The organism is Burkholderia sp. FERM BP-3421, assembly GCF_028657905.1.
Taxonomy (GTDB): domain Bacteria; phylum Pseudomonadota; class Gammaproteobacteria; order Burkholderiales; family Burkholderiaceae; genus Burkholderia.
The window spans coordinates 683,180-697,119 of record NZ_CP117781.1; the positions used below are offsets into that span (position 1 = coordinate 683,180).

At 68.0% G+C, this 13,940-nt stretch carries 13 protein-coding genes and 1 pseudogene; 5 read left to right on the forward strand and 9 right to left on the reverse strand.

What is annotated here, in order from left to right; translation table 11 throughout:
* The first annotated feature begins 7 nt into the window (after window positions 1–7).
* Window positions 8–1,543, forward strand: a complete 1,536-nt coding sequence (locus tag Bsp3421_RS06165) for an efflux transporter outer membrane subunit (protein ID WP_273997455.1) — start codon at window positions 8–10, stop codon at window positions 1,541–1,543.
* Window positions 1,544–1,642: 99 nt separating this feature from the next.
* On the opposite strand, the gene Bsp3421_RS06170 is transcribed toward Bsp3421_RS06165, so the two are convergent.
* The 4 genes from Bsp3421_RS06170 to Bsp3421_RS06185 form a co-directional block, all read right to left on the reverse strand.
* Window positions 1,643–2,041, reverse strand: a complete 399-nt coding sequence (locus Bsp3421_RS06170; RefSeq protein WP_273997456.1) for a PIN domain-containing protein — start codon at window positions 2,039–2,041, stop codon at window positions 1,643–1,645.
* Window positions 2,038–2,283: an AbrB/MazE/SpoVT family DNA-binding domain-containing protein gene (locus tag Bsp3421_RS06175; protein WP_273997457.1), complete on the reverse strand. Its 246-nt coding sequence runs from the start codon at window positions 2,281–2,283 to the stop codon at window positions 2,038–2,040. The genes Bsp3421_RS06170 and Bsp3421_RS06175 overlap by 4 nt, the downstream gene beginning before the upstream one ends.
* Window positions 2,284–2,379: 96 nt before the next feature.
* Window positions 2,380–2,874, reverse strand: coding sequence for a GNAT family N-acetyltransferase (locus Bsp3421_RS06180; RefSeq protein WP_273997458.1), 495 nt, complete (start codon window positions 2,872–2,874; stop codon window positions 2,380–2,382).
* A 382-nt stretch (window positions 2,875–3,256) separates the two neighbouring features.
* The gene (locus tag Bsp3421_RS06185; RefSeq protein ID WP_273997460.1) at window positions 3,257–3,715 is read right to left on the reverse strand and encodes a hypothetical protein; all 459 of its coding nucleotides are present in this window, start codon (window positions 3,713–3,715) and stop codon (window positions 3,257–3,259) included.
* Here Bsp3421_RS06185 and Bsp3421_RS06190 point away from each other — a divergent pair.
* Window positions 3,714–4,319 (forward strand): annotated as a pseudogene (locus Bsp3421_RS06190) (aminoacyl--tRNA ligase-related protein); the annotation flags it as partial. The gene Bsp3421_RS06185 and the pseudogene Bsp3421_RS06190 sit on opposite strands and share 2 nt — an antisense overlap.
* A 300-nt stretch (window positions 4,320–4,619) precedes the next feature.
* On the opposite strand, the gene Bsp3421_RS06195 reads toward Bsp3421_RS06190, so the two are convergent.
* Both Bsp3421_RS06195 and Bsp3421_RS06200 read right to left on the reverse strand, forming a co-directional pair.
* Window positions 4,620–6,125: a M81 family metallopeptidase gene (locus Bsp3421_RS06195; protein WP_273997461.1), complete on the reverse strand. Its 1,506-nt coding sequence runs from the start codon at window positions 6,123–6,125 to the stop codon at window positions 4,620–4,622.
* 109 nt (window positions 6,126–6,234) lie between these two features.
* Entirely contained in the window at window positions 6,235–7,566 is a 1,332-nt protein-coding gene (locus Bsp3421_RS06200; protein WP_273997462.1) for an MFS transporter, read from the reverse strand.
* A 155-nt stretch (window positions 7,567–7,721) separates the two neighbouring features.
* Between Bsp3421_RS06200 and Bsp3421_RS06205 the strand changes: the two genes are divergently transcribed.
* Window positions 7,722–8,750 carry a LysR family transcriptional regulator gene (locus Bsp3421_RS06205; protein ID WP_273997463.1) on the forward strand — a complete coding sequence of 343 codons (1,029 nt, stop codon included), beginning with the start codon at window positions 7,722–7,724 and terminating at the stop codon, window positions 8,748–8,750.
* Here Bsp3421_RS06205 and Bsp3421_RS06210 read toward each other — a convergent pair.
* Window positions 8,731–9,588 carry a LysR family transcriptional regulator gene (locus Bsp3421_RS06210; protein WP_273997464.1) on the reverse strand — a complete coding sequence of 286 codons (858 nt, stop codon included), beginning with the start codon at window positions 9,586–9,588 and terminating at the stop codon, window positions 8,731–8,733. The two genes, Bsp3421_RS06205 and Bsp3421_RS06210, sit on opposite strands and share 20 nt — an antisense overlap.
* Window positions 9,589–9,691: 103 nt before the next feature.
* Here Bsp3421_RS06210 and Bsp3421_RS06215 point away from each other — a divergent pair, with 103 nt between their 5' ends.
* Entirely contained in the window at window positions 9,692–10,993 is a 1,302-nt protein-coding gene (locus Bsp3421_RS06215; protein WP_273997465.1) for an aspartate aminotransferase family protein, read from the forward strand.
* Here Bsp3421_RS06215 and Bsp3421_RS06220 read toward each other — a convergent pair.
* Window positions 10,929–11,639, reverse strand: a complete 711-nt coding sequence (locus Bsp3421_RS06220) for a LysR family transcriptional regulator (protein WP_273997466.1) — start codon at window positions 11,637–11,639, stop codon at window positions 10,929–10,931. The genes Bsp3421_RS06215 and Bsp3421_RS06220 overlap by 65 nt on opposite strands.
* A 5-nt stretch (window positions 11,640–11,644) precedes the next feature.
* Window positions 11,645–12,553: a spherulation-specific family 4 protein gene (locus Bsp3421_RS06225; protein ID WP_273997467.1), complete on the reverse strand. Its 909-nt coding sequence runs from the start codon at window positions 12,551–12,553 to the stop codon at window positions 11,645–11,647.
* 550 nt (window positions 12,554–13,103) lie between these two features.
* Between Bsp3421_RS06225 and Bsp3421_RS06230 the strand changes: the two genes are divergently transcribed.
* Window positions 13,104–13,934 carry a MetQ/NlpA family ABC transporter substrate-binding protein gene (locus Bsp3421_RS06230; protein ID WP_273997468.1) on the forward strand — a complete coding sequence of 277 codons (831 nt, stop codon included), beginning with the start codon at window positions 13,104–13,106 and terminating at the stop codon, window positions 13,932–13,934.
* Window positions 13,935–13,940 lie beyond the last annotated feature (6 nt).

Consider the following 13,940-nt stretch of genomic DNA (forward strand, 5'->3'; position numbering starts at 1 on the left):
CAGAATGATGAACGACAACAACATGGTGCGCGGCGTGCTGCGCGTCGCAAAGCTCGCGGGCGCGAGTGCGCTGCTGGTCTCGCTGCTGGCCGCGTGCGCGGTCGGGCCGGATTATCACCGGCCGGACGTCACGACGCCCGCCGCGTTCAAGGAAGCGCCGGCGCTCGCGCCGGGCGAGCAGGCCGGCAGCTGGAAGGCTGCCGAGCCGGCCGACGCCGCGCATCGCGGCGAATGGTGGACAGTGTTCGGCGACCCCGTGCTCGATGCGCTCGAACAGCAGGCGCTCGATGCGAACCAGAACCTGAAGGCGGCCGCCGCCCGGGTCGAGGAAGCGCGCGCGGCGACCCGCGCGGCGCGCTCGCAATGGTTCCCGCAGATCGGCGCGGGTTTCGGGCCGACGCGCGAAGGGCTGTCGTCGGCGTCGCAGTTCCAGCCGCAGGGCACCGGCCCGACCAACGCGACGCTGTGGCGCGCGCAGGGCACGGTGTCGTATGAGGCCGACCTGTTCGGACGGGTGGGGCGGAACGTCGAGGCGTCGCGCGCGGACGCCGCGCAGAGCGAGGCGCTGTTCCGTTCGGTGCAGCTTGCATTGCAGGCCGACGTCGCGCAGAACTACTTCGAGCTGCGCCGGCTCGATTCGGACCAGGACCTGTACCGGCGCACCGTCACGCTGCGCGAAGAGGCGCTGAAGCTCGTGCAGCGGCGCTTCAGCGAAGGGGATATCAGTGAGCTGGATGTGTCGCGTGCGAAGAACGAACTGGCGACCGCGCAATCGGATGCGATCGGCGTCGCGCGGCGCCGCGCGGCATCCGAGCATGCGCTGGCGATCCTGCTCGGCAAGGCGCCGGCCGACTTCGCGTTCAAGGAAACGCCGATCGTGCCCGTCGGCGTGACGATTCCGTCGGGCTTGCCGTCGGCGCTGCTGGAGCGGCGGCCGGACGTCGCGGCGGCGGAGCGGGCGATGGCGGCGGCCAACGCGCGCGTCGGGCTGGCGAAGTCCGCGTATTTCCCGAAGCTCGACATCACGGGTGCGTTCGGCTACGAGGCGACCACGCTCGGCAGCCTGTTCATGTGGACGAGCCGCACTTTCCTGCTCGGGCCGTTCGCGGGCACGGCGCTGACCTTGCCGCTGTTCGACGGCGGACGGCGCAGCGCGGGCGTGGCGCAGGCGCGCGCGCAGTATGACGAGCAGGTCGCGAACTATCGGCAGCAGGTGCTGGTGGCGTTCCGCGAAGTCGAGGACAACCTCGCGGACCTGAGGCTGCTCAACGACCAGATCCGCGCGCAGGACGACGCGGTCAATGCGTCGCGGCGCGCCGCCAAGTTGTCGCGCACGCAGTATCAGGAAGGCGAGGTCAGCTACCTGGATGTGATTGACAGCGAGCGTTCGGTGTTGGTGTCGCAATTGCAATCGAACGAGCTGACGGGCACGCAGGCGGTGTCGACGGTCAATCTGATCCGCGCGCTGGGCGGCGGCTGGGGGAATGCGGCGGCCGCGCCGATGGCGGGCGAGGCGAAGCGGGACCAGGTCGCGCAGCGCTGAGCGGGGAGTGAGTCCGGCGGGCGCCGCGTGCCGGGGGCGGCGTCGTGCGGGAGTACGACGCCGCTTTTTTCAGGCGGCGTGCAACGGCTCGCGCCGCGATTACTTGATCAAGCGCATTCCCGCGACCTTCGAGGCCGCGACATCGAAAGTCGCCGTGTATTCGCAGCCGGCGACATGCCCGGACTGCTCGATCAGGCAGTCCGCGAAATCCGCCTTGCCCGAGGCGCCGAACACGCGAAGCGCCTTTCGCACCGTTTCGGCGCCTTCGATGATCAGCTCCTTGGTGCCGATCATCGCGTCGATGATGTCCTCCATTTGTTCGTGTTCGACGTCGTAGCAGCGCGCGAGCACCCACACGATCTCGATCAGTGCGACCTGTGAAACATAGCCCGGCTCTTCCGCCGACAGCGATTCCATGAGGGCCGTCGCCTTCCTGGACTGCGCAGCGTCGTCTTGCGCGAAGTAGCGGACCAGGACGTTCGTATCCAGGCCGATCATCGTGCGGATGCCCCCTGGTCGGCGATGGCGCGGTTCATGTCGTCGATCGACACCGCTTTGGCGGGCTTCTTCACGATGCCCTTGAGCGCGGCGAGCGAGCGCGTGACGGGATAGACCTCGTACCGGCCCGTGGCCTCGTTGAGGCTGAATTCGACCCGGTCACCGGACTCCAGCCCAAGCTCGTTGCGCACATCCACCGGGATCGTGACCTGGCCCTTCGATGTAATGGTTGCTTTCGTCATGACGGTTCTCCGTTTTCCTTACTTTAGGGTAAGGAATGGGAAAGTGCAACCTCGAGACCGGAACCCGCAGCCTCGGATCGCACTTCCGCACAGGCCCTAGCCCACGTTGCGTTCATAAAGCGACGCCACATAACCCGAAGGCAGCGGCATGACCTTCACCTGCCGGAAACCCCGCGACGCGTAGTATGCGCAGAGCTTCTCGTTTCTCGCATCGCAATCGAGCCTGAGCCGGCTGCGATGATTCGCGCGCACCTGCGCCGCACACCAATCGACGGCGTAGCTGCCGAGCCCGAGCCCATGGAGGCCGTTGCGGATGCCGAGGTTGTGCAGGTAGCCGGCGTCGGGCGCCTGCGGCCCCCAGTATTCCTCGTCGTCCCACTGGAGCGACAGGATGCCGGCCGGCACGCCGTCCTGTTCGATGATGAACCAGCCGCCCCGGTCGAGACGCGCGTGCGCATCGGTTTCGCTCCAGCCCGTCTTGCCCCAGACCGCATCGCCGCGGCTCAGCTTGTAGTCGATGGCGTCCCGGCGGATCTGGCGGAGCAGGGGGACGTCGTCCCGCACGGCGCGGCGGATGCGTCTGTCGGTCATCGGGTTGCCCGGTTGGCCGGAAGCCTGCGCAGAGGCCCGGTGTGGAGGAAAGGTGGTCGGGCGATTTCACCACAGGCTTGCGATTGTGTCGAACCTCGGGCAGGGTAGCCGGACGGGTATACGGTGCCAACCGGCATCGCCCCGCGATCCTTCACACGCCACCGGAACTCGCCAGCCCCACGCCATGAACTTCTTGACGCATCTCCCACATCGACCACCGATGCCCGCAATGGCGGCCGGCGTTCGTTCGGAGGCTCAAGATGCGTGTGGGGCAGGCTGACCCCGCGCCTCGCACGAGAATCGACGATCCGGACGCCCTTGCGGGCGTTTTTTCATTTCAGTTTCTTTCTGAATGCAAAACCCGGAGCGACACATGAAATTCTCACAGCAATTCTTTTCCAATCGTTTCTTCGAGCAAGACAACGCCAAGCTCGAACTGGTCGATCTTGCCCGCAAGGCGTGCTTCATTCACCAGGACGCGGCAGGACTCTACTCGTGGCTGTCGCTGGGCCTGCGCGCGCAGCGGTGCGTCGAGCGCATCGTGCGCGAGGAAATGGAATACGCCGGCTTCTGTGAAGTCCAGCTGAGCCTGTCGCAGGATGCCGATCTCTGGCGGCGGAGCGGTCGGTTCGATGCCTACGGTGCGGAAATGATGCGATTCGCCAATCGCTCCGGACGACTGCTCTGCCTTGGCGCGACGTGCGAGGAACTGGCCACGCAAATGGTCAAGACCCACTACAACAGGACGGACATGGCCCTGGCCCTGTACCAGTTCGGCAACAAGTACCGCGACGAGCTTCGCACCCGCGTGCGGACTGGCGAGGGCCAAGGAGTTCATCATGAAAGACGCCTACACGTTCAACGCCACGGAAGCCGACGCCCGTGCGATGTATGGGACCGTGCGCGAGGCGTACGGCCGCATCCTCGCGCGGCTCGGGCTGGAGGCGATCGTGACGTCGAGCGACAACGGCGAGATCGGCGGTCAGGGCTCGGAGGAATTTCATGTCCTCAGCGAACTGGGCGAGGATGAAATCGATGGACGCAGGACGCTCGAATGCGCGCACATCTTCGATCTCGGCGATCGCTACTCGCGGGCCATGGGGCTGGTCAACGGCAGGGATGCATTCGTCAGGATGGCGTGTTTCGGCTGCGGCGTGTCGCGTCTCGTCATGCTGCTGCTCGAACGTCAGCGCGACGCGCGCGGCTTCCGGGGGAGCGCCTCGTTCAACGCGTTCGACGTCGTCCTCACGGTCATCGACTGGGAGCGTGAGGCGCATCGGACGGTCGCGGAAGCGCTGCGGCACGAACTCCAGGCGAGAGGCTTGCGCGTGCTGGTGGACGATCGACGGGCACAGGCCGGAAAGAAGCTCGCCGACGCGGAACTGATCGCGTGCCGCCAACGCGTGGTGATCCGCCACAAGGCGATCGAGTCGGGGCGTTTCGAGTGGATGGAGCGGCGAACCCTGATGCGGGAAGCCGTGTCGGCGGAAGAGATCGTGGCGCGTTGCTCGCGGGGGATTAGCCCGCGTGCGTTCCGCCGCCGATACGGGCCAGGCCCGCCACGGCGCGGCCTTTCCGGCAAACGTCTGCGCCACTCGCTCCATGACGGAATCGACCACCGCCCGGATCGACGGTGCATGCCGCGGGTCGGCATGCACGACCGGCCGGATTTCGCGATGAAACGGCACGCCGCCGCCTGCCGCGCGCCGATATCGCTGACCCGACCTCGCCCACCCGCGCGCACGCTACCCCGAAAACACCTCGCCCATCGGCCTCATCCGCATGCCCGGCGCGAGCCGGGTCCAGGGCAGGTCGGCGGGATCCGCCTGCATCGGGCCGGGCGCCTTCGCGACGAGCACCGCGTGCGCGATGTCCTGGAAATCGGCGCGGAAGTGCACCGAGCTTTTGTTGACGAGGATCTTCATCGCTTCGGGCTCGATACCGCCCACGCGATAGAGGTTGCGATCGAGCATCTGCGCCTTGCCGCCGCTCACCACGATCCGCACGCCGTCGATCCTGAGGCAGGCCACGGGGCCCACGTCGGCCAGCATGCCGTTCATCATCGGCCCGTCGTAGCGGCACACGCCGTCGGACAGCGTCACGACCTCGTAGCGCCCCAGCAGCGGCGTGTCGCCGGGCACGCCGGAGCCGCCGAGCGCCAGCTCGACGAAGCCGCCGACCCCGGCGCGCTGCGCCGCCGCCACCGCGGCGGGATCCCACAGCAGGCCGATCGCCGCGTCGCGCGCGCCGTTGCGCAGCAGCGCGCGCAACAGCCCCGTCGTGTTGGAATCGCCGCCCGCGCCGGGATTGTCCTGCGTGTCGGCGATGACCACCGGCTTGTCGGCCCCTTCCGCGAGCCGCATCGCTTCCCGCACCGCTTCGTCGGGCGACAGGAACGGCACCTGCCACGCGGCTTCGTCGGCCAGCATCTTGTCGTACAGCGTCCGCACCGCCGATTCGACGGCCTCGGCATCGTCTCCGTAGCCCCACAGCACCGGGCCGCATTCCGGGAAATCGGCCGCCGGGAAACCCGGCGCGAACGACAGCGACGCCACGCCGTCGGCTTCCAGCGCCGCGAGCCGCGCGTACATCGCGCGCGCGGGTTCGACCAGCGTGCACATGCCGTTGATCGGAATCAGGAACGGCAGCCGGCGCGCGTCGCGATGCAGCGTGCGGCCGCCCTGCGCGCGCCGGTCGAGCAGGCGCTGCAGCAGCACGGCCGCGCGCTCGCCGGTCTCGGCCATGTCCACATGCGGATAGGTGCGGAAGGCCACCAGCGCATCGGCCGCGTCGAGCATGCGGCCGGTCACGTTGGCGTGCAGGTCGAGCGAGGCGACCACCGGCAGGCCCGGCCCGACCGCCGCGCGCACGCGTTCCAGCAGCGTGCCCTCGCCGTCGTCGGTATGCTCGGCGACCATCGCGCCGTGCAGGTCGAGATAGATCGCGTCGTAACCGCCGCGCCGCGCCGCGTCGACGATTTCACCGGCGATACGCTCGAACGCGTCCTCGGTGACGTGGGCCGACGGGCTCGCGCCCGCCCAGATCACCGGCAGCAGCGTCCAGCCGCGCCGTTCCGCCGCGGCGATGAAGCCGCCGGCCGGGATGTTGACGTCGCGCAGCGCGAGCACGTCCGCGCCGCGCGCCATCGCGGGAAAGCCCTCGCCGCGCTCGAAGTTCGCATAAGCGGCCTTCGAGGGCGCGAAGGTATTGGTTTCGTGTTGGAAACCGGCAATCAGGATGCGTGTGGTCATGAGACAGATTCCAGGAAGCGCGCGGGATGCGTCATGGTTGAAGTCGTCCGCGCGGCCGGCGGCCGCGCGTGCAGGGTGTCGGTGTCGCGATCGGGGCGGGCCGGCGGCATCAGGCCGGACCTGTCGCCGAGCCTGTCGCATGGCCTTGCGTGGGCAGGCGGTTCAGGACCAGCACCGCCGCGCCCGCGATCAGCAGCGCCACCATCACCAGCAGGCCGGCCTGCATGCTGCCGGTCGCGGTGCGGATCTCGCCGATGAGGGTCGGGCTCAGGAAGCCGCCGATCAGGCCGATCGTGTTGATGAGCGCGATGCCGCCCGCGGCCGCGTCGCCCTTCAGGTATTGCGACGGGATCGCCCAGAACACGGTGTAGGCCGCCCAAACCATGGCCGTGGCGATCGTCATGCAGATCAGCGAGAACGCGAGATGGCCGCCCGCGAAGGTCGCGGCGCCGAGCGCGAGCGCGCCGACGAGCGCCGGCACCGCGCTGTGGAAGCGGCGTTCGCCGCGCCGGTCCGAGCGGCGGCCGATGACGAGCATCGCGAACGCCGCGCCGAGGTAGGGAATCATCGAGTAGAAGCCGATCTGCATGGTGTCGGCCACGCCGTCGGCCTTGAGGATCGACGGCAGCCAGAAGCTCACCGCGTAGATCCCGCAGATGATCGTGAAATAGGAGAACGCCAGCAGGTAGACGCGCGGATCGCGCGCCACCTGCCCGAACGAATGGTGGCCGGCGCCGGGCGCGCGCAGTTCGGCGGCGAGCAGGCGTTTCTCCTGCTCGCTGAGCCAGCCCGCGTCGGCCGGCCGGTCGGCCAGCACCTTGAACACGAACAGGCCGAGCAGCGCGCACGGCAGGCCCTCGACCACGAACATCCATTGCCAGCCCGCGAGGCCGTGCGCGCCGTCGAACGCGGTCATCAGCCAGGTCGACAGCGGCGAGCCGACGATGCCGCCGATCGGGCCGGCCAGCATCACGACGGCCATCACGCCCGCCATGCGGCGCGGGCCGTACCAGTAGGTCAGATAGAAGATCATGCCGGGCGCGAAGCCGGCCTCGAACACGCCGAGCAGGAAGCGCAGCAGGTAGAACGTGGTTTCGTCGCGCACGAACATCATGCCCGCCGACGTCAGCCCCCACAGCACCATGATCCGGCTGATGGTCCGGCGCGCGCCGATCCTGGGCAGCATCAGGTTGCTCGGAATCTCGAACAGCACGTAACCGAGGAAGAAGATGCCCGCGCCGAGCCCGTAGGCCGCGTCGGAGAACCCGAGCGCGCCCTGCATGTGCAGCTTCGCGAAGCCGATGTTCACGCGATCGAGGTAGGCGAACGTGTAGCACAGCAGCAGGAACGGCAGCAGACGCCAGTCCAGCTTGCGGTACAGGGCCTGCAGGGCCGGGCTGTCCGGGGCGGCGGGATGGCTGGGCGACGGAACGGCGGACATGTCTCTCTCCAGTGGCGTGGGCACGGGCGTGTGCGTCTTGTCGATCTTGTCTGGTCGTCCCATCGTCGGAGAGACGAAAAGTCAGAGCAAGAGCAACTTAAGTGATTTAATGTTGCCTGCGTGGCAACACCCTACATAAAAAGCGGGAATCCCACATGCGCGAACTGAACCAGCGCCGCCTGCGTTACTTCCACGAGGTCCTCACGCACGGCTCCATCCGCGGCGCGGCCGACAGCATCAACACCTCGCCTTCCGTCATCACGCGGCAGATCCGCCTGCTCGAGGAGGAGGTCGGCGCCGTGCTGTTCGAGCGTCAGGCGCGCGGCGTGCGCCCGACCGAGGCCGCCGCGCACCTGCTCGAATACTGGCGCGGCTGCCGTTCCCAGCAGGAATTGTTCGAGGAGCGCCTGCAGGCGCTGCGCCGGCTGCAATCGGGCCAGGTTCGGATCGTGACCAGCGAAGGCTACGTCGATGTGTTGATGGACGAGGTGCTGACCGATTTCTGCATGCGCTATCCGAAGCTCGACGTGATCGTCGACGTGCTGCCGGTCAACAACGTGCTGCAGGAGGTGGCCGAGAGCCGCGCGCATATCGGCCTCGCGTACAACCCGCCCGCGCATCCGGAGGTCGACTATCTCGTGACGTCGGCGCAGCCGGTGGTGGTGCTCGTGCATGCCGGGCATCCGCTCGCCGTGCGCGGCGGCGCGGTCGCGGCGCACGAGCTGACCGAGTATCCGCTCGCGCTGATGCCGCCCGCGTTCGGCCTCGGGCAGATCGTGCAGATGCTCGCCTACGCGGAGAACCTGTCGCTGCGCCCGGCGCTCACCACCAATTCGCTCGCGGTGCTGCGCCACTTCGTCAAGCGGCACGACGGCGTCACGCTGATCGGCGCGTTCGCGGCCTATCGCGAACTGGAGATTGGGGATCTCGTCGCGCTGCCGATCGCGCATCCGCTGTTCGATTCCGCCAAAGCGCGCGTGCTGGTGAAGACGGGGCGGCCGCTCGGCGTGGCCGCGGACACCCTGCTCGGCTGCATCCTGCGCGACATGAAAATGTTTGCGAAACCTGACGGCAAGGCGCCGCGCGCGGCGCGCGGCGGGGTGGCCCGGCGCGGGGGAAAGCGGGGGATAGCGCGGATCGGCGACAGGGCGCGCGCGGCCTCGCTCACAGCAGCGGCAGCGTGAGCCGGATGTGTTCCGCGAAGGCCGCGACGAGATGCGCGGGACGCTTCCGCCCGAACCGCACGGTGATGCCGACGGCGGGCAGGGCCGGCAGCGCGGGATCGCCATTGAGGATCGCGAGGTCCGCCGGCACGGCGGTCTGCGTCATGACGGCGAACGCCTGCCCGGACCGCACCAGCGCGGTGAGCCCGGACAGGCTGCTGCTCGCATACGCGATGCGGTAGTCGCGGCCGGCGCGCCGCAGGGCGTCGCACGCCGCGAGGTGGTCGAGCGTGTCCGGGTCGGAGAGCGCGAGCGGCAGCGGCGCGAAGCGCGCGGGCTCCATGCCGGGGTAGCCGATCCACACCAGTTGCTCGCGGCGGATGAGGTCGTCGTCCGCGCTGTCTTCCGGCAGCGAGATCATCGCGAGGTCGACCGCGCGCTGCTCCAGGTGTTCGAGGAGGCGCGGCGTGGGTCCGCTCACGACCTCGACGAGCGCGTGCGGATGCCGGCGCGAGAACGCGCGCAGCAGCGCGGGCAGGAAGGCGGCCGCGTAGTCGTCCGGGCAGCCGAAGCGGATGGTGCCGGACAGGCCCTTGCCGCCCAGGTCGGCGAGCGCCTCGTCGTGCTGGCGCAGGATCCGCTGGGCGTGGATCAACAGCCGCTCGCCGGGATTCGTCAGCACCACGCCGCGCCCGGTGCGCTGGAACAGCGGCTGGTCGACGATGTCCTCCAGCCGCTTCATCTGCTGGCTCAACGCGGACTGGGTCCGGCCGATCCGGGCCGCCGCGCGGCTCAGCGCGCGCACCTCGGCGATGACGACGAACGAGCGGAGCAGGTCGATTTCGAGTGGACGTCCCAAGGTATCAGTCTCCTTTCTACCTTGCATAAGAACTATTCGATTCTATAAAAGCAGAGGGGCTCCTAGACTGCAAGTCATGTTCATTTCGGCCCGGAGCCGCGCCATGTCCCGCAATCTCGACGCGACCTTCTGGCAGCGCGCCAGGCAGCATCTGGTCCGCTATGGCGGCGTGTTCGAGCCGATGATCATCGAACGCGCGCAGGGCAGCTTCGTCTACGACGCCGACGGCCGGGCGATCCTCGATTTCACGTCGGGACAGATGAGCGCGGTGCTCGGGCACAGCCATCCGGAGATCGTGTCGGTCATCCACGAATACGCGGGCAGGCTGGATCATCTGTTCAGCGGCATGCTGTCGCGACCGGTGGTCGACCTGGCCACCCGGCTCGCGGAGGTCACGCCCGACGGGCTCGATCGCGCGCTGCTGCTCAGCACCGGCGCGGAGTCGAACGAGGCCGCCATCCGCATGGCGAAGCTCGTCACCGGCAAGTACGAGATCGTCGGCTTCGCGCAGTCGTGGCACGGGATGACGGGCGGCGCGGCGTCGGCGACCTACAGCGCCGGCCGCAAGGGTGTGGGGCCCGCCGCCGTCGGGTCGTTCGCGATTCCCGCGCCGTCCGCGTACCGGCCGCGCTTCGAGCGCGGCGGCCAATACGATTGGCGCGCGGAACTCGACTATGCGTTCGACCTCGTCGATCGCCAGTCGAGCGGCAGTCTCGCCGCGTTCATCGCCGAACCGATTCTCAGTTCGGGCGGCATCATCGAACTGCCGGATGGCTACATGGCGGCGCTCAAGCGCCACTGCGAGGCGCGCGGCATGCTGCTGATCCTCGACGAGGCGCAGACCGGCGTGGGGCGTACGGGCCGGATGTTCGCCTGCGAGCGCGACGGGGTGACGCCCGACATCCTCACGCTGTCGAAGACGTTGGGCGCCGGGCTGCCGCTCGCGGCCGTCGTGACGTCGGCCGCGCTCGAGGAGCAGGCGCATGAGCGCGGCTATTTGTTCTATACGACGCATGTGTCCGATCCCTTGCCGGCGGCGGTCGGGCTGCGCGTGCTCGACGTGGTGCGGCGCGACGGGCTGGCCGCGCGCGCGAATGCGATGGGGGACCGGCTCAGGCGAGGTCTGCTCGACCTGATGGAACGCTTCGACTGCATCGGCGACGTGCGGGGGCGCGGCTTGCTGCTGGGGGTGGAGATCGTCAGGGATCGGAAGTCGAAGGAACCGGCGGACGGGCTCGGCGCGCGCATCACGCGCGAATGCATGAACCTCGGGCTCAGCATGAATATCGTCCAGTTGCCCGGGATGGGCGGCGTGTTCCGGATCGCGCCGCCGTTGACGGTCAGCGAGGAGGAGGTCGATCTCGGGTTGGCGCTGCTGGAGCAGGCGCTGCGACGGGCGCTGTAGGCGCGGCGCAGGCTTGGCGGAGGTGAGGCCGAGGCTCGAAGGTGCAAGCAGGCGAACCGTGCGGCGATGCGGCTATCGACAAGGCTGCCGGGATGGCGCGTCTCCTGATGGTCGTGCTGGAAGGAACACCGTCTCGTGCGTCGGGCGCGCCAGGGTTGGCTGATTCCGATCGATGGCATCGTGTGGCGGTCGGGCGGGATGCCGGCGCAGCACGTTCATATGGTATGCGCGGCGTCCGCCTTTCCGAGGTGGGCAACGATGGCTCGGTTATGTCCCATATGCGGAGCGCCGGAGTGCATCGGCGGATGGGGGCCGTCGCGCGGAACACGTATCCGATTGCGGGCTCAGGTCGTCGTGGCAAGAACGCTTCGGATGACTGGCGATGAGTCTCCGCTGCGAGGCCGACGACGGAGAGCGTCGCCGTGGCGGGTGACCCGACCGTCATTGATTCGATGTCCCCGAAGCCGCCGGTAAGCCGATCGAACAGTGCGCGGCCCATGCCTGTCAGCACGATCTCCCGGCCGGTGCGTTCGAACGGGCGGATCGCGAGCCGGTCTTCGAGGTTTCGGATGGGCTGGCTGACGGCGCCCGGAGAAATGCACAGCAGGCCGGCCGCCTGGGCGTCCAGCGCGACCGGCCGCCGCATCGCTCCTACCTTCCGTGCCTACGCGTCGTCGTCGTCGCCGCCGGCGGCGGATTCGCCGTCGACACCTCGCTCGACCAATACGACGGCAGCCCGCCATACGGATTCGGCAAGGTCAGCGAGGTCACGAACACGCCGCCCGCCCCATGCAGGATCGCGAACGCGAGGTCGGTCACCATCTGCAGCGCCGACGTCCCGTACACGATATGAATGAACCGGCTCGCCGGATAGCTCGCCTGCCACGCGGCGGGCGCATACGCCGCGTAGTTCGCCTGCGTATCCTCGAACACCACGAACCGGTCCGCCACCGGCAGGCTTGCGTAGACCTCCGGGAGGTTGGTGCCGGGATTGTTCACGACCTGATAACTGGTCGACAGCCCCTTGATGTAGTTGTAGATCGATTGGTAGTACTGCACGTGCGCGGCCGAGCTGTCGTTCGCCATCTCGTCGATGAAGAACCCGTCGACCGGATAGAACGACAGATAGGTGTTGATGTCGTTCGTCACGGCGGACAGCGCGCGCTTGCCGTACGACGTATGCACATAGGCGATCACCTTGCCGCCTGCCGCGCGCAGGTTCGTGACGACCGTCGTGTAGTTGGGATCGACGGCCGTTCCCGGTCCGCTCGCTGGATTGAGGATCGCGGTGAGCGGGATCGCCGGCGCGGTGGTCGTGAGCGCGGCCCAGGCCGCGGCCCCCGCGCCCGACGGATAGAAATACGCGGGAACGACGATGTCGACCGCGTGCGCGGCCCCCGCCCAGGCGATGCCGAGCGTGCCCAGGAAGGTCGCGAGCCGCGCGCGCCATCGTCGGGTGAGGCGATGCACGGGCGGCTCGGCGGAAGCGGGGTCGTCATACGGGTTGATCACGGCAGCGTGGGTGCGCTGCAATCGGTCTGCATGGTGTGCTTGCTTCATGGGTACCCCCCGTATGGCTGGCGGGCGCTGAACGCGCGAATATCAATTGATCCCCGGGATGCCGTCTTGCCTCGTCGCGGCTGTCCCGGTGCGAGACCAATAACAGTTTTCGAAGGGCCGGACAATTAGGAGTGTTGTCGTATTCGACGTCTGCCGGTCCGCCACGAAAACGTTGCATGCGCAAGCGATCGGAATTTTAAGTTATGACGAATAGCCGATGCGATTCGTCCCTCGTTCCATCGTCGACGTCGTGCGCCCCTCCCCGCCGCATGCGCGAACGACGGCCGACCGTTTCCGATCAAGGCTGGCGTACGAGGTCGCGGGCGACGCTGACGTCGCGTCGCCCGTTCCGTCCCCTCGCACCGCCCCCTATATCGTCCGCCGCGATTTACTTTGCGAAATCGCTTCGTAGACCGCCGTCGCGGGCCGGTTCTATCATCGATTCCAGCCCTTCCTTCCCACCCGACGCCGCAGCCGGCGCTTTCATGCGCCACGGCCGCGCGCCTCCGCTATTTCGTCCACCTTCCTGAACTTGAAGAGAGTGTCCCGTATGCCGCATCGCCTCCTTTCCGCGTCCCGCATCCGGCGCGTCGCACGTGCATTCGCGACGGCGCTCGCCGGCGTCGTCGTCGCGGCGTCCGCTGCGCACGCGGATTCCGCGCCGCTCAAGGTCGGCATCGCGACCAGCCCGCAGATCGACGCGCTGCGGATCGCCGCGAAGGAGGCGAAGGCGCGGGGCCTCGACGTGAAGATAATCGAGTTTACCGACTGGAACACGCCGAACGCGGCGCTCGCGAACAAGGACATCGACGTCAACTACTTCCAGCACATCCCGTTCCTGGAGAACGCGAAGAAGCAGGGCGGCTACGATTTCGTCGCGATCGCACCGGGCACGATCATGAAGATCGGCCTCTACTCGAAGAAGGTGAAGCGCTTCGCGGACCTGAAGGACGGCGCGACCGTGGCGATCGCGAACGATCCCGTCAACGGCGGGCGCGGGCTGTTGCTGCTGCAACGCGCGGGCCTGATCCGGCTGAAGCCCGGCGCGGATTTCCGCGCGACCCGGCTCGACATCGTCGAGAACCCGAAACACCTGAAGATCGTCCTGCTCGAAGCGTCGCAGCTTGCGCGCGCGCTCGACGACGTCGATCTCGCGCAAGGCTATCCGAGCTTCATCAAATTGGCCGGCACCACCGATCCGAACAGCGCGCTGCTGTTCGACGGCACGGAAAACAAGCAGTTCGCGGTGCAGTGGGTGGTGCGCCCGGACAGCGTCAACGATCCGCGCATCCGCGCATTCATCGCGATCTACCAGCATTCGCCCGCCGTGCGTCACGCGCTCGACGAGGCGTTCGGTTCGCTGTACGCGGTCGCGTGGTGAAGGAGC